This is a genomic window from Streptomyces sp. NPDC047315 (assembly GCF_040643215.1).
Taxonomy (GTDB): Bacteria; Actinomycetota; Actinomycetes; order Streptomycetales; family Streptomycetaceae; genus Streptomyces.
The window spans coordinates 1-24,042 of record NZ_JBEYTZ010000013.1 but is presented as its reverse complement, the minus strand read 5'-3'; the positions used below and the strand labels follow the sequence as shown (position 1 = coordinate 24,042).

The 24,042-nt window shown below is 71.3% G+C and carries 17 protein-coding genes and 2 pseudogenes; 11 read left to right on the top strand and 8 right to left on the bottom strand.

Features of this window, described 5'->3' with window-relative positions:
- Nucleotides 1-20: 20 nt before the first annotated feature.
- From ABZ842_RS17240 to ABZ842_RS17230, 3 genes are read right to left on the bottom strand one after another with little or no spacing between them, the layout of a single operon-like run.
- On the bottom strand, nt 21-3,161 hold the full coding sequence (locus ABZ842_RS17240) for an amino acid adenylation domain-containing protein (protein WP_361537518.1): 3,141 nt from the start codon (nt 3,159-3,161) through the stop codon (nt 21-23).
- Entirely contained in the window at nt 3,158-7,258 is a 4,101-nt protein-coding gene (locus ABZ842_RS17235) for an amino acid adenylation domain-containing protein (RefSeq protein ID WP_361537517.1), read from the bottom strand. The genes ABZ842_RS17240 and ABZ842_RS17235 overlap by 4 nt, the downstream gene beginning before the upstream one ends.
- Nucleotides 7,255-8,949 carry a condensation domain-containing protein gene (locus ABZ842_RS17230; protein ID WP_361537516.1) on the bottom strand — a complete coding sequence of 565 codons (1,695 nt, stop codon included), beginning with the start codon at nt 8,947-8,949 and terminating at the stop codon, nt 7,255-7,257. Before ABZ842_RS17230 ends, ABZ842_RS17235 begins: the two co-directional genes overlap by 4 nt.
- Nucleotides 8,950-9,407: 458 nt before the next feature.
- Between ABZ842_RS17230 and ABZ842_RS17225 the strand changes: the two genes are divergently transcribed.
- The 10 genes and pseudogenes from ABZ842_RS17225 to ABZ842_RS17180 all read left to right on the top strand — a co-directional run bounded on the left by ABZ842_RS17225 (nt 9,408) and on the right by ABZ842_RS17180 (nt 17,441).
- On the top strand, nt 9,408-10,955 hold the full coding sequence (locus ABZ842_RS17225; protein ID WP_361537515.1) for an AMP-binding protein: 1,548 nt from the start codon (nt 9,408-9,410) through the stop codon (nt 10,953-10,955).
- On the top strand, nt 10,952-11,215 hold the full coding sequence (locus ABZ842_RS17220) for a phosphopantetheine-binding protein (RefSeq protein ID WP_361537514.1): 264 nt from the start codon (nt 10,952-10,954) through the stop codon (nt 11,213-11,215). The genes ABZ842_RS17225 and ABZ842_RS17220 overlap by 4 nt, the downstream gene beginning before the upstream one ends.
- Before the next feature lie 2 nt (nt 11,216-11,217).
- The gene (locus ABZ842_RS17215) at nt 11,218-12,249 is read left to right on the top strand and encodes an anthranilate phosphoribosyltransferase (protein ID WP_361537513.1); all 1,032 of its coding nucleotides are present in this window, start codon (nt 11,218-11,220) and stop codon (nt 12,247-12,249) included.
- Nucleotides 12,246-13,073 carry a tryptophan synthase subunit alpha gene (gene trpA, locus ABZ842_RS17210; RefSeq protein WP_361537512.1) on the top strand — a complete coding sequence of 276 codons (828 nt, stop codon included), beginning with the start codon at nt 12,246-12,248 and terminating at the stop codon, nt 13,071-13,073. The genes ABZ842_RS17215 and trpA overlap by 4 nt, the downstream gene beginning before the upstream one ends.
- A complete protein-coding gene (locus ABZ842_RS17205; protein ID WP_361537511.1) occupies nt 13,070-13,444 on the top strand; it encodes an ectoine synthase in 375 nt (124 codons plus the stop codon). Before trpA ends, ABZ842_RS17205 begins: the two co-directional genes overlap by 4 nt.
- A 12-nt stretch (nt 13,445-13,456) precedes the next feature.
- Nucleotides 13,457-14,596 (top strand): acyl-CoA dehydrogenase family protein, encoded by a 1,140-nt coding sequence (locus ABZ842_RS17200; protein WP_361537510.1) that lies wholly within the window; start codon nt 13,457-13,459, stop codon nt 14,594-14,596.
- 6 nt (nt 14,597-14,602) lie between these two features.
- Nucleotides 14,603-15,286 (top strand): N-(5'-phosphoribosyl)anthranilate isomerase, encoded by a 684-nt coding sequence (locus ABZ842_RS17195; protein ID WP_361537509.1) that lies wholly within the window; start codon nt 14,603-14,605, stop codon nt 15,284-15,286.
- Nucleotides 15,283-15,912, top strand: a pseudogene (locus ABZ842_RS17190) (indole-3-glycerol-phosphate synthase); the annotation flags it as partial. The gene ABZ842_RS17195 and the pseudogene ABZ842_RS17190, both read left to right, overlap by 4 nt.
- A 147-nt stretch (nt 15,913-16,059) precedes the next feature.
- A complete protein-coding gene (locus ABZ842_RS17185) occupies nt 16,060-16,275 on the top strand; it encodes an MbtH family NRPS accessory protein (RefSeq protein ID WP_361537641.1) in 216 nt (71 codons plus the stop codon).
- Nucleotides 16,272-17,441: a Glu/Leu/Phe/Val dehydrogenase dimerization domain-containing protein gene (locus ABZ842_RS17180; protein ID WP_361537508.1), complete on the top strand. Its 1,170-nt coding sequence runs from the start codon at nt 16,272-16,274 to the stop codon at nt 17,439-17,441. Before ABZ842_RS17185 ends, ABZ842_RS17180 begins: the two co-directional genes overlap by 4 nt.
- A gap of 85 nt (nt 17,442-17,526) precedes the next feature.
- Here ABZ842_RS17180 and ABZ842_RS17175 read toward each other — a convergent pair.
- Nucleotides 17,527-18,133, bottom strand: a pseudogene (locus tag ABZ842_RS17175) (phosphotransferase).
- Between the two features lie 154 nt (nt 18,134-18,287).
- Between ABZ842_RS17175 and ABZ842_RS17170 the strand changes: the two are divergent.
- A complete protein-coding gene (locus tag ABZ842_RS17170; protein WP_361537507.1) occupies nt 18,288-19,805 on the top strand; it encodes an alpha/beta hydrolase in 1,518 nt (505 codons plus the stop codon).
- A 151-nt stretch (nt 19,806-19,956) separates the two neighbouring features.
- On the opposite strand, the gene ABZ842_RS17165 is transcribed toward ABZ842_RS17170, so the two are convergent.
- The 4 genes from ABZ842_RS17165 to ABZ842_RS17150 form a co-directional block, all read right to left on the bottom strand.
- Nucleotides 19,957-22,722, bottom strand: coding sequence for a hypothetical protein (locus tag ABZ842_RS17165; protein ID WP_361537506.1), 2,766 nt, complete (start codon nt 22,720-22,722; stop codon nt 19,957-19,959).
- Between the two features lie 167 nt (nt 22,723-22,889).
- Complete coding sequence (locus tag ABZ842_RS17160; RefSeq protein ID WP_361537505.1) at nt 22,890-23,465, bottom strand: dihydrofolate reductase family protein; 576 nt, start codon at nt 23,463-23,465, stop codon at nt 22,890-22,892.
- On the bottom strand, nt 23,428-23,652 hold the full coding sequence (locus tag ABZ842_RS17155; RefSeq protein WP_361537504.1) for a hypothetical protein: 225 nt from the start codon (nt 23,650-23,652) through the stop codon (nt 23,428-23,430). Before ABZ842_RS17155 ends, ABZ842_RS17160 begins: the two co-directional genes overlap by 38 nt.
- Before the next feature lie 69 nt (nt 23,653-23,721).
- A partial coding sequence (locus ABZ842_RS17150) for a polysaccharide deacetylase family protein (protein ID WP_361537503.1) occupies nt 23,722-24,042 on the bottom strand: 321 nt, incomplete at its 5' end.

Genomic DNA, 24,042 nt, shown 5'->3' with positions numbered 1-24,042 from the left:
CTTGCTGTGCGAGAGGGGGATCAGAGGGAGAGGCGCGGTATCGCCGCGGCGTCCGGGGCGCTGTCCAGCGCTTCGACCAGACGTGCCGGGGTGCGCGCCTGGAACAGGGAGCCCAGGGTGAGTTCGCGGCCGAACCTCACCCGCACCCGGTTGATGAGCCGGGTGGCCAGCAGGGAGTGCCCGCCCAGCGCGAAGAAGCTGTCGTCGGCGTTCACCGCCGGCAGTTGGAGCACCTCGGCGAAGAGGGCACACATGTCCTGCTCCGGCTGGGTTTCCGGTCGTCGCCCGGAGGGTGCCGGTGCGATGTCGGGCTTCGGCAGGGCTGCCCGGTCGACCTTGCCGCGGGGAGTCAGGGGAAGGCGGTCGAGCAGGACGATCGCCGAGGGCAGCATGTAGTCGGGGAGCGCCGCGGCGGCGTGGTCCCGCAGCGCGGTCGGATCGGGCCGAGAGCCCGCCGCCGGCACGACGTAGCCGATCAGTCGGCTGTCGCCCGGGGTACCCGTGTCGGCGATCACCGTCGCCTGGGAGACGCCGGGATGGCCGGCCAGCACGGCCTCGACCTCGCCCAACTCGATGCGGAAGCCGTGAATCTTGATCTGCCCGTCGGACCGGCCGAGGAACTCCAGTTCGCCGTCGACGTTCCAGCGCACCACGTCGCCCGTCCGGTACATCCGGTCGCCCGGTCCGCCGAACGGGCACGGCAGGAACTGGCGAGCGGTTGACCGCGGGTCGTTCAGATATCCGCGCGCCACCCCGGCGCCGGCGACGTACAGGACACCCGCGACCCCCGGTGGCACCGGCGACAGCCGCTCGTCCAGCACGTACACCCGCCGGTCGTCCATCGGACGGCCGAGGGGAACGGCATCGGGCACCGCCAGTCCGGGGCGCAGCACGCTCCGGGTGGTGAACGTGGCGGCCTCGGTCGGTCCGTATCCGGCGACCACCACGGTGTCCGGACACCGGTCGAACACCCGCCGTACCGCATCGGCCGGCACCAGGTCGCCACCGGTCCACACCTGGCCGACCCGGGCCAGTGACTCCGGGGACTCCTCGGCCAGCACCCGGAACAGCCCGGCCGTCAGCCACAGCGCGCTGATCCGGTGCTCGCTGAGGAGCCGGTGATAGTCCGCGAGGCCCAGTTCACCGGGCGGGGCCAGCACCACCCGGCCCCCGTTGAGCAGGGGAACCCACCACTCGTAGCTCGACGCGTCGAAGGCGTGCGGGGAGTGCGCCAGGACCCGTGGCCCCGAGCCCCCGCTCCGCCAGCATCGCTGCGAGGTCAGGCTGATGAGGTTGCGGTGGCTGAGGGCCACGCCCTTCGGTGCGCCGGTGGACCCCGAGGTGTACAGGACACACGCCAGTTGGTCCGGACGCAGCGGGACGACCGGGTCGCCGACCGCCTCCCCGGCGGGACCGGGGGAGGCGTCGACGACGACGCCCGGTGTGGTACGGGCGAGTTCGTGGTCCTGGGTGGCCCGATGGGTGAGCAGTACGGCCGTACCGGTCTCCGCCGTGATCAGACGCAGACGGGCCACGGGGGACCGGGTGTCCAGTGGCACGTAGGTGCCCCCGGCCTTGCTGACGGCGAGCACCGACACCACGACGTCGGCGGAGCGTTCCATGAGGACGGCCACCGTGCTCTCCGCGCCCACCCCCAAGGCGATCAGCCGGTGGGCCAGCCGGTTGGCGCGGGTGTTCAGCTCGGCATAGGTGAGCGTGGTGCCGCCGAACTCCACCGCTGTCGCGCCGGGAGTACGGGCGAGTACGGCCGCGAACGCCTGGGGCAGCGTCGTCCGCGCGGGCGGTCGCGTGGTGCGGTTCACCGCCACGACCGTCCGGTGCCGCTCCTCGGGGGTGAGGATGTCCGTGTCACCGATCGGACCGGCCGGAGCGGCGGTGACGGTGTCCATGAAGTGGCGGAACCGCCGCTGGTGGGCGGTGAGTTCGGCCTCGGAGTACAGCGCCGGGTTCGCGTCCACGTCAATGCGCGGCGCCGTGCCCTCGGACCGGTCGTAGACGGAGATCGACAGATCCTCCACCGGCCCGTTGGACAGGTTGTGGGCGGTGGCCCGGACGCCGGCGAACTCCAGCCGGTAATAGAAGGACATGATGTTGACGACCGGGCCGAACACCGACTGCCCGGGCCGGTCCGGGCTCAATTCCCTGCGCAGGTCCTCACCCCGGTACCGCTGGTGCCGCCGCAGGGCGCCGATCTCCGCGGCGGTCTGCCGCACCAGGGCGGACAGGTCGCGTGCCGGCTGGACCCGCAGCCGTAGCGGCACCACGTTCGCCACCATCCCGGGGACGGCTCGCTCGCAAGCCTCCGTGCGCCCGGTCACCGGCAGGCTGAGTACGACGTCCCGCTCACCGGTCAGACGGTGGAGGTATGCGGCGGCCGTCGCGATCACGGCCGTGGGCCAGCTCGTTCCCGCGTGGCGGGCGGTCCGGTGCAACGCCGCCATGGTCGGGGCGGAAAGGCCGTCCGTACGACGGAGGAAGCCGCCGGAGGCCGCCGCCGACCGGTTGGTGAGGGCGGTGGGACCGTGCCGGTCGGCCAGCCGCGCCAACCAGAACGCCCGGTCCCGTTCGCGTTGCTCCGAGGTGCGGTACTCCGCGTCGCGCTCCAGGAGGAGGCTCAGCGGTCCACCGGCAGGCGGACCGCAGTCGCGGGCGCCTTCGACCAGCTCGGTGTAGACCCTGGCCACCCGCCGTGCGATGAGCGACATGCTGAAACCGTCGACGACGACGTGGTGGGCGCGCTGGTACCAGAGGAAGCGCTCCGGCGCGATCCTGAACAGCGCCTGACGGAACAGCGGATCGCGGGTGAGGCCGACCGGCGTGGACAGATCGGCGCGCATCCACGCCATCGCCGCCCGCCGGGGATCGGGTGCCGAGCTGAGGTCGGCGCGGTGCAGCGACCAGCCGGGCAGCGGTGCGACGAACTGTCGGGGCCCGTGGGCACCCGCGACGAGTCGTACGCGCATCGCGTCGGTCTCGTCCGCCACCCTCCGCAGCGCCCGCTCGAACAGGTCCGCGTCGATCGGGCCGGGGATGTCCAGGTACTCGCCGGTGTTGTAGGCCGCGTTGTCGGGCCGCAGTTGGTGGGCGAACCAGATCCCGGACTGTGCGGACGACAACGGCAGATCGACGGCGACGCTCACGGCGCGACCGTCCTTTGGGTTCCGGGCCCGTCCAGGACCGCCGACAGCGTGTCGGCGAAGGACGCGACGTGCGGCGGCGACAGCATGTCGTGGTGGTTGCCGGGCACGTCGACCGTCACCAGCTCCCCTTCGGTGTGGCGCCGCCACTGCTCGGGAACCACCACCGGGTTGCCGAGCCCGGGACGGGCCTCGGTGCTCAGGAACAAGTGGATCGACGTGCTCAGCCGTGCAGTCGGGCGGTAGCCGGGGACGGCATTCCCGTTGGCTGTGAAGACACGGAGCATGCGCCGCATCTGCTCGGCGCGAACCCGTGAGGGCAGTCGCTCCCGCCGGTGCGCGTCCTGGAGCAGCAGGGGGATGGCGTCCTGCCCGCCGAGGTCACCGACGTCCGCGGTCGGCAGACCGGAGGCGATGGCGAACCGGGCCGCCTCGCTCCCGCTGGGGACGCCGGACCCGTCCAGGGTTCCGGGTGCCCCGACGTCGATGATGCCGAGGAACTCCGGTGGGCGCCCCTCCCGCTCCAGCAGACGGGCCATCTCGAAGGCGACCAGACCGCCGAAGGACCAGCCCGCCAGGAGCAGCGGACCCTCGGGTGCCACGGCCCGCATCTCCTTCAGGTAGCGCTCAGCCTGCTGTTCGACGGTGACGAGGGGCGGCTCGTCGGTGTTGTAGCCGACCGCCTCCAGGCCGTAGACCGGCCGTCCCGCTCCGAGGCGCCGGGCCAGGGGCAGATAGCAGCAGACGTCACCGCTCTGCGGATGCACGAGGAACAGCGGAGCCTGCTCGCGGTCGCCCTCCGCGAGGGGGACCACGGGCTGCCGCAGGGCCTCTGGCGCGGTGGGCAGCTCCGCGCACAGGCCCTCGACGGTGGGGTGGCGGAACACCGCGTTGAGCGGTGCGGTGACGCCGAGTTCACGCCGGATCGCCGTCATGAGCTCGACCGCCCGGAGCGAATGACCGCCCAGCTCGAAGAAGTTGTCCCGCACGCCGACCCGCGGCGTGCCCAGCACGCGTTCCCAGATCCCGGTCATCCGCAGTTCCAGCAGGTCCCGTGGGGGCAGTGCGCACCCGTCGGGACCGGAGCGGGCGGGTGCGGGCAGGGCCTCGCGGTCCACTTTGCCGTTGGTGGTCAGCGGGATCCGGTCCAGTGCGGTCAGTGTCGTGGGGACCATGAAGTCCGGCAGCGTCCCGCGCAGCGAGCGCCGCAGGGCCGCCGGATCACCGGCGCGGTCCTGCCACACCACGTATCCGGCCAGTTCGGCGTCGGGGCCGCTGCCGCGCACCGTGACGACGGCCCTCGCGACACCGGGCCGCGAACACAGTGCGGCCTCGATCTCGCCGAGTTCGATCCGGTACCCCCGGATCTTGACCTGCTCGTCGGTCCGGCCGAGGAAGCGGAGGCTGCCGTCGGGCAGATACCGCGCCAGGTCTCCGGTGCGGTAGAGCCGCTGACCGCTGCGGTAGGGGTCGGGCACGAAGCGTTCGGCGGTCAGGCCCGGCCGGTTGGCGTACCCCCGGGTGACTCCGATTCCGCCGATGTGGATCTCACCCGGCACTCCGAGCGGCACCGGAGCCCCGGCCCGGTCCAGCAGATGGATCCGGAGGTTGCCGAGCGGGCGGCCGATCGCTACGGAGGCACCCGAGGCATCGAGGTCCCGCTCCGCGTCGACACGGTGGGTGACGCAGCCGACCGATGCCTCGGTGGGACCGTATCCGTTCCACAGCGTGGAGACGACGGCGAGCAGCCGCCGGGCCAGCCGGGGCTGGAGCGGCTCGCCCACGCAGATCGCCTGGAACCTGCCGCCGCGCCAGCCGCTGTCCAGCAGGAGCAGCCAGGTGGCGGGGGTGGCCATGAGGGTGGTGACGGCGAAGCGGTGCAGCATCTCCGCGAGCCGTGGCCCGTCGACGGCGACCTCCGCCGGGGCGATGACCACGCTCGCTCCCCGGGCCAGGGGCATGAACACCTGGGGTACGAGGACGTCGAAGGAGATCGAGGCCACCGAGGCGACGACGTCGGACGGTCCCAGGTCCAGCTGCCGCCCGCGGACCACCAGGTAGTTGACGACACCCTCGTGCGGAACGAGCACGGCTTTGGGGCGGCCGGTCGAACCGGAGGTGTAGATCGAGTACGCGAGGTTACCGGGCCGCACGAGCGCCGGTACCGGTCCTTCGGGCTGGGTCGCGATCAGCTGCGCCTCGGTGTCCAGCCACACGGTCACGGCGCCGGTCTGCGGCAGCCGGTCGGCGAGCGACCGCCGGGTGAGCAGGAGGGTCGCCCCGGCGTCGTTGAGCATGAACGCAAGCCGCTGGGAGGGCAGTTCCGGGTCCAGCGGCAGATAGGCGGCACCGGACTTGAGTACGGCCAGCAGTGCCACGACCAGTTCTGCCGAGCGCGGCAGGCACAAGGCGACGAGGCGTTCCGGCCCTGCCCCCCGGGCCTGGAGGTGGCGGGCCAGCCGGTTGGCGTCCCGGTCGAGCTGGGCGTAGGTGAGCCGCTGGTCACCGCAGCGGACCGCCACCGCCTCGGGGTCCAGCCGGGCCCGGTGTTCGATCAGCTCGTGCACACACAGGTCCGGGGGGACGGGCTCGGCGGTGTCGTTGAGCTGCACCAGCAGTTGCTCGCGCTCGGCCTCGGTGAGCAGGTCCAACCGTGAGACGGGGCGTTCTGGATCGTCGGCCGCGCTCTCAAGCAGCCGTAGGTAGTGACCGGTCAGCCGCCGCGCGCTCGCGCGGTCGAACAGGTCGGTGTCGAACGCCAAGGCGCCGGTCGTGCCGGTCGGCCGCTCGGCCAGCACCAGGCTGAGATCGACTTTGGCGGTGCCGTTGTCGATGTCGATCTGCTCGACCTCCACTCCTGGCAGCCGCAGTCCGGCGTCGGGGTCGGACATGTGGGCGAACAGCACTTGGAACAGCGGGTTGCGGTCCGGGGCACGCTCCGGCCGCAGCTCCCGCACGATCTGTTCGAAGGGGACGTCCTGGTGCGCGTAGGCGTCCACCGCGGTCCGCCGGACCCGGCCGAGCAACTCGGCGAAGCCGGGATCGCCCGCGAGGTCGGTGCGGAGGACGAGCGTGTTGATGAACGAGCCAACCAGCGGATCGAGTTCCGGCCGGGTCCGGCCGGCGACCGGAGTGCCCACCGCGATGTCGCTCTGTCCGCTGTAGCGGGCGAGCAGGGCCTGGAAGGCGGCCAGCAGGGTCATGAACAGGGTCGCGCCGTGCCGCTGGGCCACCAGCCGCAACCGGTCCATCAGCTCTGCCGGTACCTCGAAGGCGAACCGTTCGCCCCGGCCCGAGCGGACCGGCCCGCGTGCGCGGTCGGTCGGCAGGTCCAGGGCGGACACGTCCGCGAGCTGGTCGCGCCAGTAGTCGAGCTGGCGTCGTGCCCTGTCACCGGCGAGTTCGATCCGCTGCCAGTGGGCGAAGTCCGCGTATTGGAGCGTCAGCGGCGGAAGTCCGGGCTCCAGGCCCTCCAGCCGGCTGCGGTACAGCGCCGACAGCTCGTCCCACAGCAGGGACATCGACCAGCCGTCGACCGCGATGTGGTGGACGACCACGGTGAGGAAGCGGTCGTTCTCGCCGACCTGCATCAGTGATGCCCGCAGGAGCGGGGCGCGGGTCAGGTCGAACGGGCGCCGGATCTCGGTGCGGACGAGTTCGAGGGCCCGTTGCGTCCCGCGGTCGGCGGGCTCGGCCCGGAGGTCCACCGTGTCCAGCTCGAACGGTCGCACGGGACAGAGCGAGGGACGGGGCCGTCCGTCCTGTTCGGGAAAGGCCGTGCGCAGCACGTCGTGCCGGTGGACCAGATGCGAGAAGCCGTCCGTGAGGGCGACCACGTCCAGGGGGCCGCGCAGCCGGAAGACCGCGTGGACGTTGTACTGCGCGGGGCCGTCGAGGAGACGCTCGGCCAGCCACATGCGTTCCTGGGTGAACGACACCACCTCCGCGCCCCGGGGGCGGGGCGGCACCGTGGTCGCCCCGCCGTCGTCGGCGAGGATCCTTCGTGCCGCGCGGACGCGCTGGTCGAGCAGGGCCCGGCCGACGGTCGACGCGGTACCGGCCTGCGTGTCGGGCCGGAGGCGGTTTTGCTGTTCCGTCATCGTCGGAGGCCCTCTCCGGCGGGGGACAGCTGGGGCCCGGATCCAGTGCTGACGAGGTCCCGGGTCAGCTCCGCTTCGATGGCGTGCGCCAGCTCGGTGACGGTGGGGTGGTGGAACAGCAGGGCCAGCGGCAGTTCGAGGCCGAGTGCCCTGCTGAGCCGGGACATGACCTTCGACACGAGCAAGGAGTGCCCGCCCCACGCGAAGAAGTCTGCGTGCACGCTGTCCGGGGTGACGCCGAGTACCCCGGCCCAGACGTCGAGGACGAGGAGTTCGGTCTCCGTGGGGGACCCGTCCCGGCGGCACGGGGCAGTGGCGGGCAGGGCCGTGGCGGTCGGGACCGTGTCGGGCCGCGCTGGGGGAACCACCTCGCCCACCTCCGGGCCGAGTCGCGGGCCCCACGCCGATATCGGCCGCTCGGGGTCGCTGACGAGCCGGTCGAGCAGCGATCGGTACTCCCGGGCGATCCGTTCCATCGTGTGGTGGTCGAACAGATCCGTGGCATAGCGGAGAACGCCGGAGAAGTGGTCGCCGTGGTCGGTCAGGGACACCTCGACGTCGAACTTCACGCCGTTGTGGGGGACCGGGTGGGCGCTCACCGTGAGTCCGGGCAGGCCGGAGGGGAGCGCGGGCGCCTCGTCGAGCTGGAACATGACCGTGAACAGCGGATGCCGGCCGAGGTCGCGTTCGGGCCCCACCTCCTCCACCAGCCGTTCGAAGGGCACGTCCTGATGGGCGTAGGCATCTGCCGCGCATCGGCGGGCCCGGTCCAGCACCTCGCCGAAACCGGGATCACCGCAGAGATCGGCACGCAGCACCAGCGTGTTGACGAAGAACCCCACCAGCGGCTCGACCTCGATCCGGGTCCGTCCGGAGATCGGTGTTCCCACCGGCACATCGGGCACTCCCGAGTGGTGCGCGAGCAGGACCTGGAAGGCGGCCAGCAGGGTGATGAACGGCGTCACGTCGTGGGCCTGCCCCAATGCCCGTATCCGGTCTGACAGTTCGCCGGGCACGTCGATGTCCACCTGGTCACCCCGGCCGGACCACAGTGCGGGGCGCGGCCGGTCGGTGGGGAACGCCGACGGGATCCGCCCGGCGAACTGCCTCCGCCACTGCTCCAGTTGACCCTGCGGGGCCGATCCGGTGTGGGTGCTCCGCTGCCAGCGGGCGAAATCCCGGTACTGCAACGACAACTCCGCGAGGTCGGCCTCCCGGCCGCTGACGGCGGCCCGGTAGACGGTGGAGAACTCCCGCCACAGCACCGACAGGGACCAGCCGTCGACGGCGATGTGATGGATCACCAGGGACAGCACGTGGTCTTCGTCGGCGACCCGGATCAGCCGGGCGCGGAGCATCGGCGCGGACCCGAGGTCGAACGGGGCCTGCGCGTCGCGGGCCACCAACTCCCGCACCTGCTCGTGGGCGTGTGCGGCGGACAGGTCCGTCAGGTCGGTCACGGTCGGCGTGAAGCTCTCGACCGGCGCCGTCGCCTGGTACGGGCTGTCGTCGACGACGACGATTCTGCCGCGCAGCACCTCGTGCCGCCGCACGACCTCCGTGAGTGCCAGCACCAGAGCCCCTTGGTCCAGTCGGCCTCGCAGACGAATCGCGGTCGGCACGTTGTGGTCCGGCCGGCCCGGCCGAAGCCGGTCGAGGAACCACAGTCGTTGCTGAGCGAAGGACAACATGGTCGGAGCGTCCGCGCTCCGATCGGGGCCGGGCATGGGCGGTACACCTTTCACGGCGATCGGAAATCTCAATACGCGGGTAGAGCCCCGTCGATTTGCTGGGGCGAAGAGTACGGCGGACGCTAGTCGACGCCCGCTCCGCCCGGCAAGATCAAACAGGGTGGGCGGGGCGTCAAGAAATCTTTGCGCCGCCCGGACGGGTTTGGCGGATAGCATCGCAATGGCCGAGCGCCGCCGCTGTGTTCTGCGTCCGATGTGGAGAACTCGTCTCCGGTGTCGATCACGGAGAGTGCGGCGTACCCGCCGGTCAACGCCTATGCGTCGACGTTGCATACGTCAGAGCGTCAGGCGGTCAGGCATGTCTCCACGGTATTTCTCGTGATGCCGGGGAATGAACGGAAAGAACTCCTCTGTGCGGGATCGGCAGTAGGAATGAACGCGTCAAATGTGTCCATTGAATGGGCTCGGCGCACAAACTCAGGGAAGTCATGTCGAGGGCACAGAATTGGGTGAGTTCCTTTGTCTCCCACGCCACCAGTCACCCTGATGATCCGGCGTTGGTCTGGTGCGGAGAAGAGACGACCTACCGCGAACTCCACGCGCTCGCGAACCGGGAGCGCGCCCGGATCACCAGGCTCGCGCCGGAGCGGGACAAACCGATCGGCGTCCTCGCCAAGAAGTCGCCACCGGCGATAGCTCTGGTGCTCGCCTGCCTGATGGAGGGCCGGAGTTTCCTCCTGCCGTCGCCGACGCTCCCCCCGGCAACGGTGAAGGGACTGTTCGAGCGGGCCGGCTGCCGGTACGTCCTGTCGCCGCAGGGCCCGCCGGAGTCCTGGCCCGAATCGCTGTTCTCCCTGCGCCCGAGCGGATCGACCGAGCCACGACCGGCGGGGCCGGGCCGCGATGTGTCCTTCATGTTCACCACCTCCGGCTCCACCGGGCAGCCGAAGGTCGTTCCCCTGCGCACCGGCGCGGTGGACCGCTTCACCGACTGGGCCGGCGAGAGGTTCCGCATCGAGCGTGGGACGACGGTGCTGAGTTACGCCCCGCTCAACTTCGATCTGAGCCTGCTGGACATCTGGACCACCCTCAAGCGTGGAGGACGCGTGGTCCTGGTCGACCCCACGCAGGTCACCCGGGCGCGCAGTCTTCTGGACGTGGTGGAGCGGTACGGAGTCCAGGTCGTCCAGGCGGTGCCGATGTTCTTCGGGCTGCTCGCCGACGCGGCCACGGCGTGCGGCCGACGGATCGACACGGTCGACCACGTCATCCTCACCGGCGACCACACGCCCCCTCGGCTCCTCGCCGAACTGCCCCGGCTGTTCGGCGACGCGCGCCTCTACAACGTCTACGGCTGCACCGAGACCAATGACAGCTTCCTGTACGAGATCGACGGTACCGAACCGTCGGGCCGGCTGCCGATCGGCAGCCCGCTGCCCGGGGTGCACGCCGTGATCGTCGGAGCCGATGGCCAGACCCTGACGGGACCGGGCTCCGGCGAGCTGTATGTCACGACGCCGTTCCAGACCGACGGCTATCTCGACCCGGAGCAGAACGCGGACAGGTTCACCATCCGCCACCAGGGGCAGGAGAGGCTGCGCTACTTCCGCAGCGGCGACCTCGTACACCGCGACGAGAACGGGCGGATCGTCCTGGAAGGCCGAAGCGACCACCAGGTCAAGGTCCGGGGCGTACGAGTGAACACCCGCGAGGTCGAGCACGTCCTGGAGGAGCACCCGGACGTGGTCGAGGCGGCGGTGGTGGCGGTGCCCGACGCGGTGGCCGGCCACCTGCTGCGGTGCCAGGTGCGGCGGAGACCGTCCAGTGGGCTCAACAGTCTGGAACTGCGCGGCCACTGCGCCCACCGGCTTTCCCCCACCGCGATCCCCTCGGCCCTGCGGATCGTCGACGACCCCCTGCCGAGAACCTCCACCGGCAAGATCGACCGCGCGCTGATCGCGGCACACCCCCACCCGTCACAGCCCAGCGAAGGACAGCAGAGGTGAAACACACCGCCCTGGTGACCCAGTTCATCGTCGAAGAATTCCTGCCGGACGTCGGGGGCGACGAACTGGACCCCGATTACGACCTGGTGGCAGGCGGGGTCATCGACAGCCTCGGTCTGCTCAAGACCCTGGCATGGCTTGAGGACCGGTTCGACCTGCCGGCCGACGAGATCGACCTCGCCCCGGACAGCTTCCGCACCGTCAGCGCGATCAGCAGCTTCATCGAGCGCGCCGATCAGCGGCACCCGAAGGCGGGCTGACCGTGCACCAGGTGCTCCGCGCGCTGCTGACCCACGATCGCCCCCTGGAGCAGAGCATGTGGCGGTCCTTCTGGGACGAACTGCGCGACGGCGGACTCCCTTCCGGCGAGGCAGTGGCCCTGCTGGCCTCCCTGTCCACCCGCATGCCTGATCACGACGGGCTGAGCGGGTTCCTCCGCTCGCTCGAAGAACGCCGCCCGGAAGCCGTCACACGGCTGGACGACACGGTCAACATCGTCGGATCCGGAGGCGGCCCGCATACGTTCAACATCTCCACCGCGGCGGCCTTCACCGCCGCAGCAATGGGCGTCCGCGTGGTCAAGACGGGCTCCCGTGCCTACTCGGGCACCTGCGGTTCGTTCGACCTGCTCGAACGGCTCGGCATCGGACTGACCGGCTCGTACGAGCAGACCACAGCGACGCTGGAGCAGTTCGGTCTGGCCTTCGCTGGAGGCTTCGTCTACCCGCGGGAGTTGACGCTGCTGGCCCGGAGAATCCTCCCGATGGAGCTGCGGACGCTCGGCGGCTTCATCAACTCGATCGGGCCGTTCCTGGCCGCGATGCCGGTCTCAGCCCAGCTCGTCGGGGTCTCGGACCCCGCGCTGCTGCCGAGCCTGCGACAGTTCGCCGCCACCGTCACGGACCGGAGGGTCTGGCTGTGCACCAACGATCTGGGGATCGACGAACTGGTCAGCGGCGTCGACAACGTCATCCACACCAATGAGGGCCTCGGCGAGATCCACCTGAGAGCCACCGCGCTCGGCGCGGAGCCCGGCACGATCGCCGAACTGCGGCCGGCCGACCCCGCCGAGTCAGTGGTGGAGCACTTTCTCGACGTGCTCTCCGGGGACCGGCAGGACCTCGCGGCCCGTACCGTGTGCCTGAACGCCGCCGCAATGGCCGTCGCGAGTGGTCTCGTCAGCGAGTGGACGCAGGCCGTCACGACGGCCACCGACGCCCTGCGCGGCGGCGCCGCGCTCGACCTCGTCCACCGACTGCGGACCCACACGGCAGCGGCGGCGGGCCTGCGGTGAGCGGATTCTTCGCAGCACGCCCGCCGGACCGGACCGGCCTGGCGATGTTCCTCAACGCGGGTGACCCGCCGCTGCCCGTACTGGCCGACGTCGTGCGGATGCTCGACGACCGCCGGGTGGACTGCCTGGAACTGGCGGTGCCCTTTCCCGACTCGGTCACCGACGGCCCGGTCAACCGCCGATCAGCGGCACGAGCCCTGGCCGACGGCGTCGGGCTCGACGACGTGGTCGACTTCCTCGCCCGGATCCGGCCGCAGCTCGCGCATCTGCGGATCGCACTGCTGGCCGACTGGAGCCACACGGTCAGACCCCTGAGCCTGCCGGACTTCGTGGGCAGGGTCGCCGACTCCGGCGCCGACGGACTGCTCCTCCACGGTCTGCCGCCACGGCTGCGGACCGGATACCGCCGAGCGGTCCGGGCCGCCGGGCTGCCCGTGGTGGCCACCTGCTACGCCGCGTCGACGGCCGAAGTGAAGACCGAGGCCGCCCGGTACGCCTCCGCCTATCTGTATCTGGTCGCCCACTACGGCCGCAGCGGCGGCGTCCCGACCACCAGCCGCCGGGAACTCGCCGACGCGGTGGCCGCGTTGCGACAGACCGGCACCGTGCCGATCGCGGTCGGGTTCGGCATTCGTACCCGGGCGGACATCGCCGCGGTGCGCGACCTCGGCGCCGACGCCGCGGTCGTGGGCAGCGCCGGGGTCAGCCGCATCGAGCACGCCCTCGCCGCACAAGCCGATGTGGTCGAGGAACTCCACGCCTTCGTGCGATCCCTTATCCCTTTGTCGACCCGTTCGGCCCACCAGGCAGGAGACACCCCGTGATCGTCCGGCGACTCGACGACGTGAAGACCGTGGACTGGGGGAACGGCCTCAGCCGCCGGTTCCTGCTCCAAGCCGACGGCATGGGCTATTCGATGACCGACACCACGGTGCGCGCGGGAACCACGTCCCGACTGGAGTACCGGCGCCACCTGGAGGCCTGCTACTGCATCCGGGGCACGGGAGAGGTGGTGGACTCCGCCGGGACCTCCCATCGGATCGAGCCCGGCACGTTCTACGCACTCGACCGGCACGACGCGCACTTCCTCGTCGCGGGACGGGACGAGGACCTCCGACTGGTGTGCGTGTTCTCGCCCGCGCTGCGCGGCGACGAACGGCACAGCCTCGACCCGTCCGACTTCTCCCAGTACTGACAGGACCGAGACATGACCCGATGGAACGCCGACCAGAAGGCCCTGCGCCGGGACCTCGGCCGCCGGTACGACGCGCTGAGCGCGGGCCACACCGAGCGGGACGCCGAGGGCGTCTTTCCGCGGGAGCAGTGGAGGACCGTCCGGGAGTCCGGGATCCTGGGACTCCCCTTCGACGAGCGGTGGGGTGGGCGCGGCCGGTCGCTGCTCACCACCATGTACGTGCTGGAGGGACTCGGCGAGGGATGCCGGGACGGCGGACTGAACTTCGCGGTCACCACCCACATGGTCAGCACCGGAGTCCCCCTCCAGCGCTTCGGCTCGGAGGCGCTCAAGCGGCGCCTGCTGCCGGGGATCTGCTCCGGTGCGACCATCGGGGCCCACGCGATCACCGAGGCCGGGAGCGGATCCGACGCGCTGGCCATGCGGACGACGGCGACGCGCGAGGGCGACGGCTTCGTCCTGCGGGGCAGCAAGTCCTTCGTCAGCAACGGCCCGGTGGCCGACGTGTTCGTGATCTACGCCCGTACCCACCCGGACGGAGGGCCGCTCGGCATCACCGCCTTCGCCGTGGAGCGGGGCACCCCGGGGCTGGTCATCGGCGAACCCGTCGGCACCATGGGACTGCGGACCGCGCCGCTCGGCACGCTGCACTTCCACGACTGCCGCGTCCCCTCGTCCGCCGTGATCGGCCGGGTCGGCTCGGGCTATCCGATCCTGGACCACGTGATGAAGTGGGAGGTCCTGTGCTCCTTCGCCGTCAGCGCCGGGCAGATGCGGTACCGGCTCGACCGCTGCGTCGAACACGCGCGGAAGCGGACCCAGTTCGGCAGGCCGATCGGTTCGTACCAGTCGATCGCCAACAAGATCGTGGACATGCGGATCGGCCTGGACACCACCCGCAAATGGCTCTACGACACCGCGGTCCGGATGATGGACGGTGAGGACGTCACCAGGGACGTCGCCGTCAGCAAGCTGATCGCCAGCGAGAGCAACCTCGCCTCCGCCCAGGCGGCCGTGCAGATCTTCGGCGGCAACGGCTATCTGACCGAGCACGGCCTGGAGAAGGACCTGCGCGACGCGACGGCCGGACCGATCTACTCCGGCACCTCGGAGATCCAGCGCAACCGCGTCGCGTCCCTGCTGGGGCTGTGACCTCTGATGCTGGTCAAGATCTGCGGAGCCACCTCGACCGAGGACGTCGAACTGCTCGGCGCGGCCGGGGCCGACCTCGTCGGCCTGTGGCACGGCATCCCGGGCGGCCGGGCGGACCTGACGGTGGCGGAGCTCTCGGCGTTGGCGCGGGCCGCGTACGGCACCGCACGGCTGCGTCCCGTACTCGTCACCTTCCTCCAGGACGCGGAGACTCTCCGCGCGGCGGCCACCAGCGCACGGGTGCGCTGGGTCCAACTGCACGGCTACCAGCCGCCGGGCATGCTCCGAGCACTGAAGAACGCCGCGGAACTCACCGTCGTCAAGGTCCTGCACCTGGGCGCGGACGGGTGCGTGGAACGTTCCCTGATCGCGTCGTACGAACGGGCGGGAACTGACGTCTTCCTGCTGGATGCGGTGGCCGGGGACGGCCGGATCGGCAGCACCGCGCACCGGATCGACCGCAGGGCCGTCATGGAGGTCGTGGACCGGCTGTCGCGGCCCTTTCTCCTCGCCGGTGGTGTGTCGGGCGACAGCCGCGAGGAGTACCTGGCGGTGGCGGAGCACCCCCTGTTCCTCGGGATCGATGTGGACACGGCGGCCAGGGACCCCGGCGGACGGCTGAGGGCCGGCCGGGTCACGGCCCTGGGACGGCGCTGGCGCGTGGCGGACGACCGGAAGGGGGCCGGGTGACGACGTTCATTGAGGCACTCCTCGGTGCCCACCGGCCGGTGATCATGGAAATCAAACGGAGGGACTCCGCCGGTCGCGAACTGTTCGGCGGCCGATCGGCCGCCCGGATCGCCGCCGGGTACCGGGACGCCGGTGCCGCCTGCCTCTCCGTGGTGACCGGTCAGTGGTTCGGCGGCACCCAGGAACTGCTGCGCGAGGTCGCCGGGACAACTGATCTGCCGCTGTTGCAGAAGGACTTCATCACCCGCCGCAGCCAGTTGCTCCAGGCCCGGGAGAGCGGTGCGTCCGCCGTCCTGCTCACCGCCGCGCTGCTGCCGCGCTCCACCTTGGGCAACCTGGTCGACCACGGCTTGGCGCTTGGGCTCACCCCGTTCGTCGAGGTGGCCGACGAAGCGGAGATCCGCCGCGTGCCACACGCCGAGGACTGCGTGGTCGCAGTGAACAACAAGGACATCGTCGAACGCGAGCGCGGCGGGGCGGACATCGGGCGCAGCACGTCACTCCTGCCCGCGGTACTGCGTTCCGGTACGCGCTGCCCGGTCAGCGCCGGCGGCATCGACCATCCCGAAGTCGCCGCCCGGCTGGTCCGGGAGGGTTTCGCAGGTGTGCTCATCGGGACGGGCCTCCTGCGTGCGGGCAGCCTGCCGGCGTGGCTTGACGCCTTCGACCGCTGCCGCACCGGCTCCCACGCCCCGATGGCCGCCGGTCCGTACCAGTTCCACCCGCCCGCCGTCCCGGCGGCGCCCCTACTCACCGATACGGGAGACCATCACATGACCGACGCAACGGCCGAGCAGTGGAAGGTCGTCGTCAACGACGAGGAGCAGTACTCGATCTGGGCCGGTGGCCGGGAGTCGCCCCCCGGCTGGTACGAGGTCGGCGTGCACGGCACCAAGGACGAGTGCCTCGCGCACATCGATGAAGTGTGGACCGACATGCGTCCCCGGAGCCTGCGGCTGCGGACCACCGGGGAAGCGGAAGCGCGATGAACCGGACACTGCCACAGCGTGGTCCGGCCAAGGAGATCCCGCCCCTGCTCTCCACCACGCTGAACATGCCGGGGTGCGACGCGCGGGGATGGGTCGTCGTCGACCGCGTGGTCGACGGACTGGCCATGGGCGGGACCAGGATGACCACGGCGGTGACCGAGCCGGAGCTGGCAGGTCTGGCCCGGGCCATGACCCAGAAGCTGGCGCTGGTCGGCCTTCCCATCGGTGGCGCCAAGGCCGGCATCAGACCCGGACCGGCAGATGCCGGCGACCGGCCGCGACTCATGCGGGCCTTCGGCCGCGCGGCGGCGCCGCTGCTGCACGGCGGGGTGTACCTCGGCTGTGACCAGGGCACCACCTACGCCGATCGGCAGCTTGCCTTCGAGGCCGCCGGATACGACATCACCCGCCGGACCGGCACGACCCGGCTCACCGTCGGCTGGTCCGAACTGTGGAACCACATGGCCGACATCACCGGGTTCGGAGTGGCCGTCGCGGTACTCGGCGCCTTGCGCGCCGCCGGTACCCGGGCCCCGCAGCGCATCGTGATCCAGGGGTTCGGCACCGTCGGGCGCGCGGTGGCCCACCACCTGGCGGCCCGGGGCCACCGGGTGGTGGCGGTGGCCGATGTCCGGGGAACGGTCGAGGACCCGCGCGGACTGCCCGTCACCGAGCTCATCGCGCTCACCGACGGCGACGGCACGATCGACCGGACACGGCTGCCCGCGACGGTGCGGATGCACGGATCAGAGCGGGCCTGGCTGCACCTCGGCGCCGACGTACTGGTGCTGGCGGCGTCCGCCGGCGCGGTGGACGAGGACGCGGTGCCCGCGGCCCGTGCGGGCACGGTGGTCGAGGGCGGAAACATGAGCTGCACCGGGCCGGCCCGCCGGCTGCTGCGGGAGTCCGGCCACGTCGTGCTGCCGGACGTGGTGGTCAACGTCGGAGGCGCGGCGGCGACCGGCTGTGTCCTCGCCGGACTGGCCCCGTCCGACCTGCCGCTGCCACGGCTGTCCGCATGGCTGCGCGCCTGGATCTCCGACCGGATCACCAGGAACTGCGAGCTCGTACAGGAACTGGCCGCGTCGGGCAGCACCGATCCGGTCGCGCAACTGCTCGCCTCGTCCGGTGCTCTCCGGCCTTCGGTGACCGCCGCCGGCCCGTGACCGGCAGGGTGCGGGGCCGCACGGTTTCGCGCGACACGATCGGCCGCCCGATGCCGCCGTCCCCGGGGGAGCGCCGGGTGCCCCGTTACAGACCGTCCAGCCGCTTGTTCATCGTGTCGAGCGTCGGCCAAGGAGGACCTGCGCGCAGAGCGCGCAGGTCCTCCTTGGCCGAATCGCCTCCCCTTCGGGAACTGGCCGCCAAGCTCCCAACGCCACGCTGCGACCATCGCGAGAACGAGCTCTCGGCACTCGTCCAACAGCCGTCGGTCAACGTTCGGGTAGTGCTCACAGACCGTCTCGGGAACATGGGCGAGATCGAACTCGACGGGGCCACGGCAGCACGTCTCAAGGTCGATGAACATCGGGCCGTTCTTCGTGCTGAGCACATTGCCTGGATGCGGCTCGCCGTGGAACTGCTCCACGGCGCCGCGGTCGTCGATCGCCCGTCGCAGCCTTGCCAGCCTGCCGCTGAGGAACACGCGGTCCGCGTCGGCGAGTTCCGGCGAGAGATCCCGGTTGGCAACGACCTCTTCCGCGTGCTCCACGGGGGCGACCCGGGCGAGGATGTCGCACGGCGTCAGCCGCAGCGCCAGCCTGTTCGAATCGTGGAGCACGATCGCGTCGTCGGTTGGCAGGTCGAGCGATGCAGCGACCGACAGCGCAGCCGCGATCGCACGGGTGACGTCGGACATCTCCACCCTCGAATCTTGGCTCGCCCCAGGTCCGTTGGGTACGTACGCCGGAGCGCCGGCGCGGTTCGCTGAGCCCGTGGTGTAGCCAGCTCCCAGGGTAGGAGGGGTATCTGCACCATGGGAAGCGGATCACGGCACTTCTAGCGTATGGGCCATGAAGAACACCACGTCAGCAGCGGCCCTCGCCCTCACGCTCGCCACGGTGATGACGACCGCGGGGCACACCGCGGTCGCCTCGCCCTCCAGTGGCGGGGACGGTCTCGAACGCTTCCGGAAGCAGTCCGTGAAGTGGACGGAGTGTCAAGATCCCTCGCTCGCAAGGAGCGGCACCGAGTGCGCCCGTGTCACCGTTCCGCTCGACTACGGCAAGCCGGAGGGCCGCACCCTCGCCGTTGCGATATCGCGCATCAAGGCGACGGATCCCGAGAAGCGGCGCGGCATTCTTCAGAGCAATCCCGGTGGCCCCGGCGGGCGGGGGCTGTCCCTGCCCGCCGAGATCAAGGCGAAGATGACGCCCGAGGTGGCCGCGGCGTACGACGTGATCGGGATGGACACCCGGGGGCTGGGCGAGAGCACCCCCGTCGACTGCGGGCTGACCCGCGGGATGTGGCTGCACGCGCCGGGCCCGGACCGGGCCGGATTCGACGAGTCCGTACGGCTCTCCCGCGAAGACGCCCGGACGTGCTGGGACAAGTACCCCGACGTGCTGCCCCACCTCTCGACCCGCAACATCGCCCGGGACGTGGATGTCGTCCGCAGCGCGCTCGGCGAACGGAAGACCTCCTGGTTCGGCCAGTCCTACGGCACGGTCCTCGGTGCGGTGTACGCCCAGATGTTCCCCCACAGGATCGACCGCCTCGTCCTCGACAGCGCTCCCGGCCCCGCCGACTACCACAGCTTCGCCATGGTGCAGAAGATGGGGCCCGCCAACGAGGAGGCACTCGACGACTTCGCCCGCTGGGCCGCCCCGCGCGACCGGGAGTACGGTCTGGGCACCACCGCCGCTACGGTGCGCGCCACAGTCGAGGGCCTGATCCGCAGTGCCGGGACCGAGCCGATCCGCGTCGGCGCCCACCGCGTCACCCAGCACGATCTGCCCCTCGTCCTCTTCAGCCTCATCACCGACGACACCGGGAACGCCGATGTCGCGCGAGCGCTGCGCGTCCTGTTGGACGCCGCCGCGGGGAAGCCGATCACCGTGCCCCCGGCCCTCAAGCAGTTCCTGGACATGATGTTCGACGCCCGTGGAACGGGGCGGGCGGCTGACTACGCCGCCCAACTCGGGGTGCTCTGCGCCGACGCCGTCATGCCGCGCGATCCCGAGTACTACTGGAAGGCGGTCGAGCGGTCCCGGACGTCGCAGCCCGTCTTCGGCCCGGTGACGAACGTGCCGCTGCCCTGCGCCTTCTGGAAGGAGAAGCCGCGTGAGCAGCCGACGGAGATCAACAACAAGGTGCCCGCGCTCCAGATACAGGCGACGGGGGACACCCGCACCACGTACGAGTCGGGGCTCCGGATGCACCGGGCGATGCGCGGATCGAAGCTGGTGACGGTTCCCGCCCGCAGCCACGCGGTCTATCTCTACTACCCGAACGACTGCGTCAACGAGACCGTGAACGACTACCTGCTGGACGGCACTCTGCCAGCGCGGAACACCGTCTGCGCCTCCTGAGGCGCGGACGGACTCCCGGCGCAAGGCCGTTGACGGCGGCCGGGCCGGGAGCCCGCACACCTGGTCGTACGCCGACGGCACCGGCTCCGTGACAGGAGCCGGTGCCGTCGCGCGCCCCGTCAGCGCGGGGCGCGGGGGCGCAGTCCGGGCGTCAGCGCCGGGGCGCGTCCGTGACCCGGCCCGTGAAGACCGGGCCCCCCACCGGATCGCCTTCCTCGTCGAAGGCGTGCATCTGCGTCCGCAGCGTCTCCTCCGGCTCGGTCAGCGCGTCGGTGATCGTCGGCACGGACACTTCGGTGCTGGTCCCGCCCGGGGGGACGGAGGGCCAGAAAAAGGAGCCGTCCGCGGACAGGGGGCGCTCCGGGTCGGCGGCCATCCCGAGGTTGGCGAGCCACTCCTTGTCGACGTCCTTGGTGGACAACTCCGTACCCTCGCCCACCGGCAGGAAGGAGAACGGCGTCTCGATGTCGACGTCGGCGGGCTCGGAGAGTTGGATCTTCCACCTGAGCTGCTGGCCCTCGGTGACCGAGTCGGCGACCGGGGTCACGGTCACCTTGGGTGCGGGGTCGTCGTTGCGGACGAGCAAGCCCCCCAGGGCGCCGCCGACCGAGGTGCCCCACACGGCCTTGGCCGCGATCGCGTGGTCGCGGTCGATGTCGTAGCGGGAGTTGCCCTTGACCGTGATCGACACGTCCACGGGGCGATCTTCTCGCACCGTCACGGTGCGGACCGTGGACTCCCGGGTCTTCGGGTCGAGGACAGCCAGCTTGATCACGCCGGTGCCCTTGCCGGTGGCCCGGACGGACACCTGGTGGGTGCGGGTGCCGGAGTCCCCCTCCTTGACCGTAACCCTGCCGACGTCGACCCGGGGGAGCGCAGCGGGGCGCACCACCGGGGTACCCGGGCGCCAGCCCCAGGCGTCCATCAGCCAGAGCTCGCCGGAGCCGCTGCGCGGGGTCAGCTCCAGGGACCGGATGCGCTTCAGGTCGACACCGGCACCGGTGGCGGCCTTCAGCGGGACGCGCCGCTCACGCGCCCAGTGCGCGGTCGTCCACTCGGAGCCGGGCAGGCCGTCGACGGTGACCTGACCGAGCTTCACCCGCTTGCCCGAGGTGTCGGTGAGGGCGATGTCGAGCCGGGTGCCCGAGCTGTTCGGCGGCACGATCACCCGTAGGGCGAGGGCGTCGGAGCCGGACAGGGAGAAGGCGCGCTTCGGCGTCAGGCGGACCGGGGTGCCCGGCTCCCTCCAGCGGGCCGTGACCGCGTTGCGGCCCGGTTCGTCGTGGGCGTCCATCCAGGTGGCGAAGTGCGGCGAGAAGCCGAGGTCGGATTCCGACCGGCAGGCCCGCGTGCTGTCGGTCGTCACCTGTTGGCACACGCGCCCGTTCGTCACTGAGAGGGGGGTGTCGGGCAGGATCGCCGGGGTGCGGTTGCCGCCGACGGCGTGGGTGAGGACCCGAGCGGGGTCGGCCGAGGGCGCGCGCACTCCCGAGCCGTCGAGCAGCGGGCGGACCCGGTCGTCGCCGGCGAGGAAGAGGCGTGCGGCGGCGGCGATGTAGGTGGTGCCCGCCGTTTGTTGCTGCTGGGCGCTCAGCCGGTGCTTGGCGCCTTCCGCGCAGACCGGGCTCTGATCGTCCCAGACGTCGTCGGAGGCGGGCGCCTCGGTCTGGCCGGGCGTCCACTCCGTGTTGAAGTAGTTGTGGTTGGCGCCGACCATGTACACCGCGCTGTGCAGCGCCGTGCCCCGGCCGATGCCCCGGGCCGCGTCGAGTTGCATCTGCCCCTGGAGGTCGCTCACATCGCCGTCGCAACCCGGCAGGATGGTCATGGAGGGCACGTCGGGCGCGGGGTTCTGGCCGAAGATGGTGGGGCCGATGAGGACGGTGCCGCGGATCCGCCAGCTCACCGGTCCCCGGAGGCCGTCCTCGGCGGGCGGTGGCGGGGAGACGCTGTCAAGGGCCGCCCGGTTGACGCCCTCGCCGCCCCGGGAGTGGCCGACCAGGAGCACCTTCGAGAGGTCGGCGGGCTTCGTCGCGCGCACCGCTCCGGGCGCCTTCGCGAGGTCCTTGCTCCACTGGGCCCAGCGGGCGAGGTGCTGGCGCACCAGGGACGAGCGGGCCTGGGCTCCGAGGTCGGCGGCGTCGTGGTCCTGTGCGTTGATGCCGTTCGCGGAGATGGACACCGTCACATAGCCCTGGGACGCCAGGCGCTTTTGGTCGTGCAGATAGCCGCGGTGGCTCGGGATCTCCTTCGTCCCCGGCTCGCACGGCCATTGCATGACGGCGCGGCTGTCGCCGGGCTTGTAGCAGGTGCCGTGGCGGCCGTGGAGGAAGAGCGCCAACGGTCGCTTCCCCGGCGCGTCCGTCGGTCCGACGACCGTGGCGCGCATCTCCACGGGCTGGGCGTAACCCGGCAGCCGTATCGACTTCAGGGCGTATTCACCGCTGGTGGTGCGGTACTTCCCGGCGACACCGGGGTCGACCGGGTTGGCGGGCAGCGGGGCCTCGGGCGCCGGTGCGGCGGGCGCGCGCCGCTGGCCCTTGGCCCGGTCGGCCCCCGCGGCGTCCAGCCGTCGCGAACCGGCGACCACCTGGAGTTCGCTCAGCGGTCCGACCTTCCCCGCTTCGAGGGGGAGCCGGAAGGTGCGGTGGTCGGGGGAGGGTTTCGGGAATCCTAGGGGCCGCTTCCCCGAGCGGAACTCGACCAGGGCGCCGCCCGTGCCCACGGGCTCCGGCGAGCTCCAGACCAACTGACCGCCCTGGACCCGCCATCCCTCCGGCAGACGCTCCCCCGAGGTTCCCGGGGGAGCGCCGGGTATGGACTCGGCGGTCGGCTGCGCGTGCGCCGCCCCGGGCGCAACCGCTGCCAGCGCCACGACCGCCAGGGCAGCCGTCAGCGCGCGTGAGACCTGTCCCACGATGATGTCTCCTCGTCGTCGGTCCTGCTTCAGGGCCCTGGGACTCCCCAGACCGCCCTCCCCCCGATGGAGAGGGGGACGGATCGCCCGAGGTTGTCCCGGCACGGCATTCCGACGGGAGCTACGGAGCAGACGAACGGCAACGGAACGCGCTGCACCAGCAACTTCTAGCGCGTGGCGGGCCGCACCACGCGGTAGCGGAGGTAGGCGAACTTCGAGTTGAAGGTGCGGGTCTCGACGAGTTCGAGATCCACTCGGCGCTCATCTCGCGGGAAGAACGGAGTGCCACCGCCGACCAACACCGGGTAGACCACGGTCCGGTACTCGTCGATCAGGCCCAACGCGGCGGCCTCGGCGGCGAGAGTTGCTCCGCCGATCGCGATGTCGCCCTCCCCCGGCTCGGCCCGCAACCGCTCGATCTCCTCCGCCAGCCCGCCGGAGGCCAGGCGGGCACGGCCCTGCACCGCCGACAACGTGTTGGAGAACACCACCTTCGGAAGCGGGTTCCAGAGCTCGATCCACTCCTGCTGCGCTTCGTCGAGCGACGGATCCTGATCGGCGGTCTCCCAGTACAGCATCGTCTCGTACAGCCGTCGTCCCAACAGATGGACGCCGACCTCCCGGATTTCGTCGATCCAGAAGCGGAACACCTCCGCGTCGGGCCCGGTCCAGTCGAAGCTTCCATCCGGTCCGACGATGTAGCCGTCAAGTGAGACGTTCATTGAGTAGGTCACGCTGCGCATCCGAAGTCCTCCTCGGGAACGGGGTGCGACACTGCGGTCGCCGGTCGCCGCGGCGCGCGCCCTTCACCTCTGCCACGCCGAGCAGTGCGTCCGCCGACACGAAGTGCAGGTCGCGCTCCAGCAGGCCCTCGATCACGGTCGGTAGGGCCGCCATGCTCTGGCGGCGGTCGCCGCCGCCGTCGTGCATCAGGACGAGGGAGCCCCGGCCGGCGTGGTCCAGTACTGTACGGGCGATTTTCTCGGGGCCGGGGCGGGCCTAGTCCCAGGAGTCGACGTCCCAGAGGGCGAGGGCGGGGCCGTCGGGGTGGAGTTCGGCCAGGGTTTCCGGGGTGCGGGCGCCGTACGGCGGGCGGAAGATGGTGGGGACCCGGCCGACCGCGCGGTCGAACGCCTCGTCGGTGCGCTCCAGTTGGAGTCGGAACTGGCGGGGGCTCAGATCCGGCAGGAACGGGTGTGACCAGGTGTGGTTGCCGAGGCTGTGCCCCGCGTCCACGATCCGGCGCACCTCGTCGGGGAGGGCGTGCACGTGCAGGCCCACGCAGAAGAAGGTGGCGTGCACGCCGTAGCGGGCCAGGAT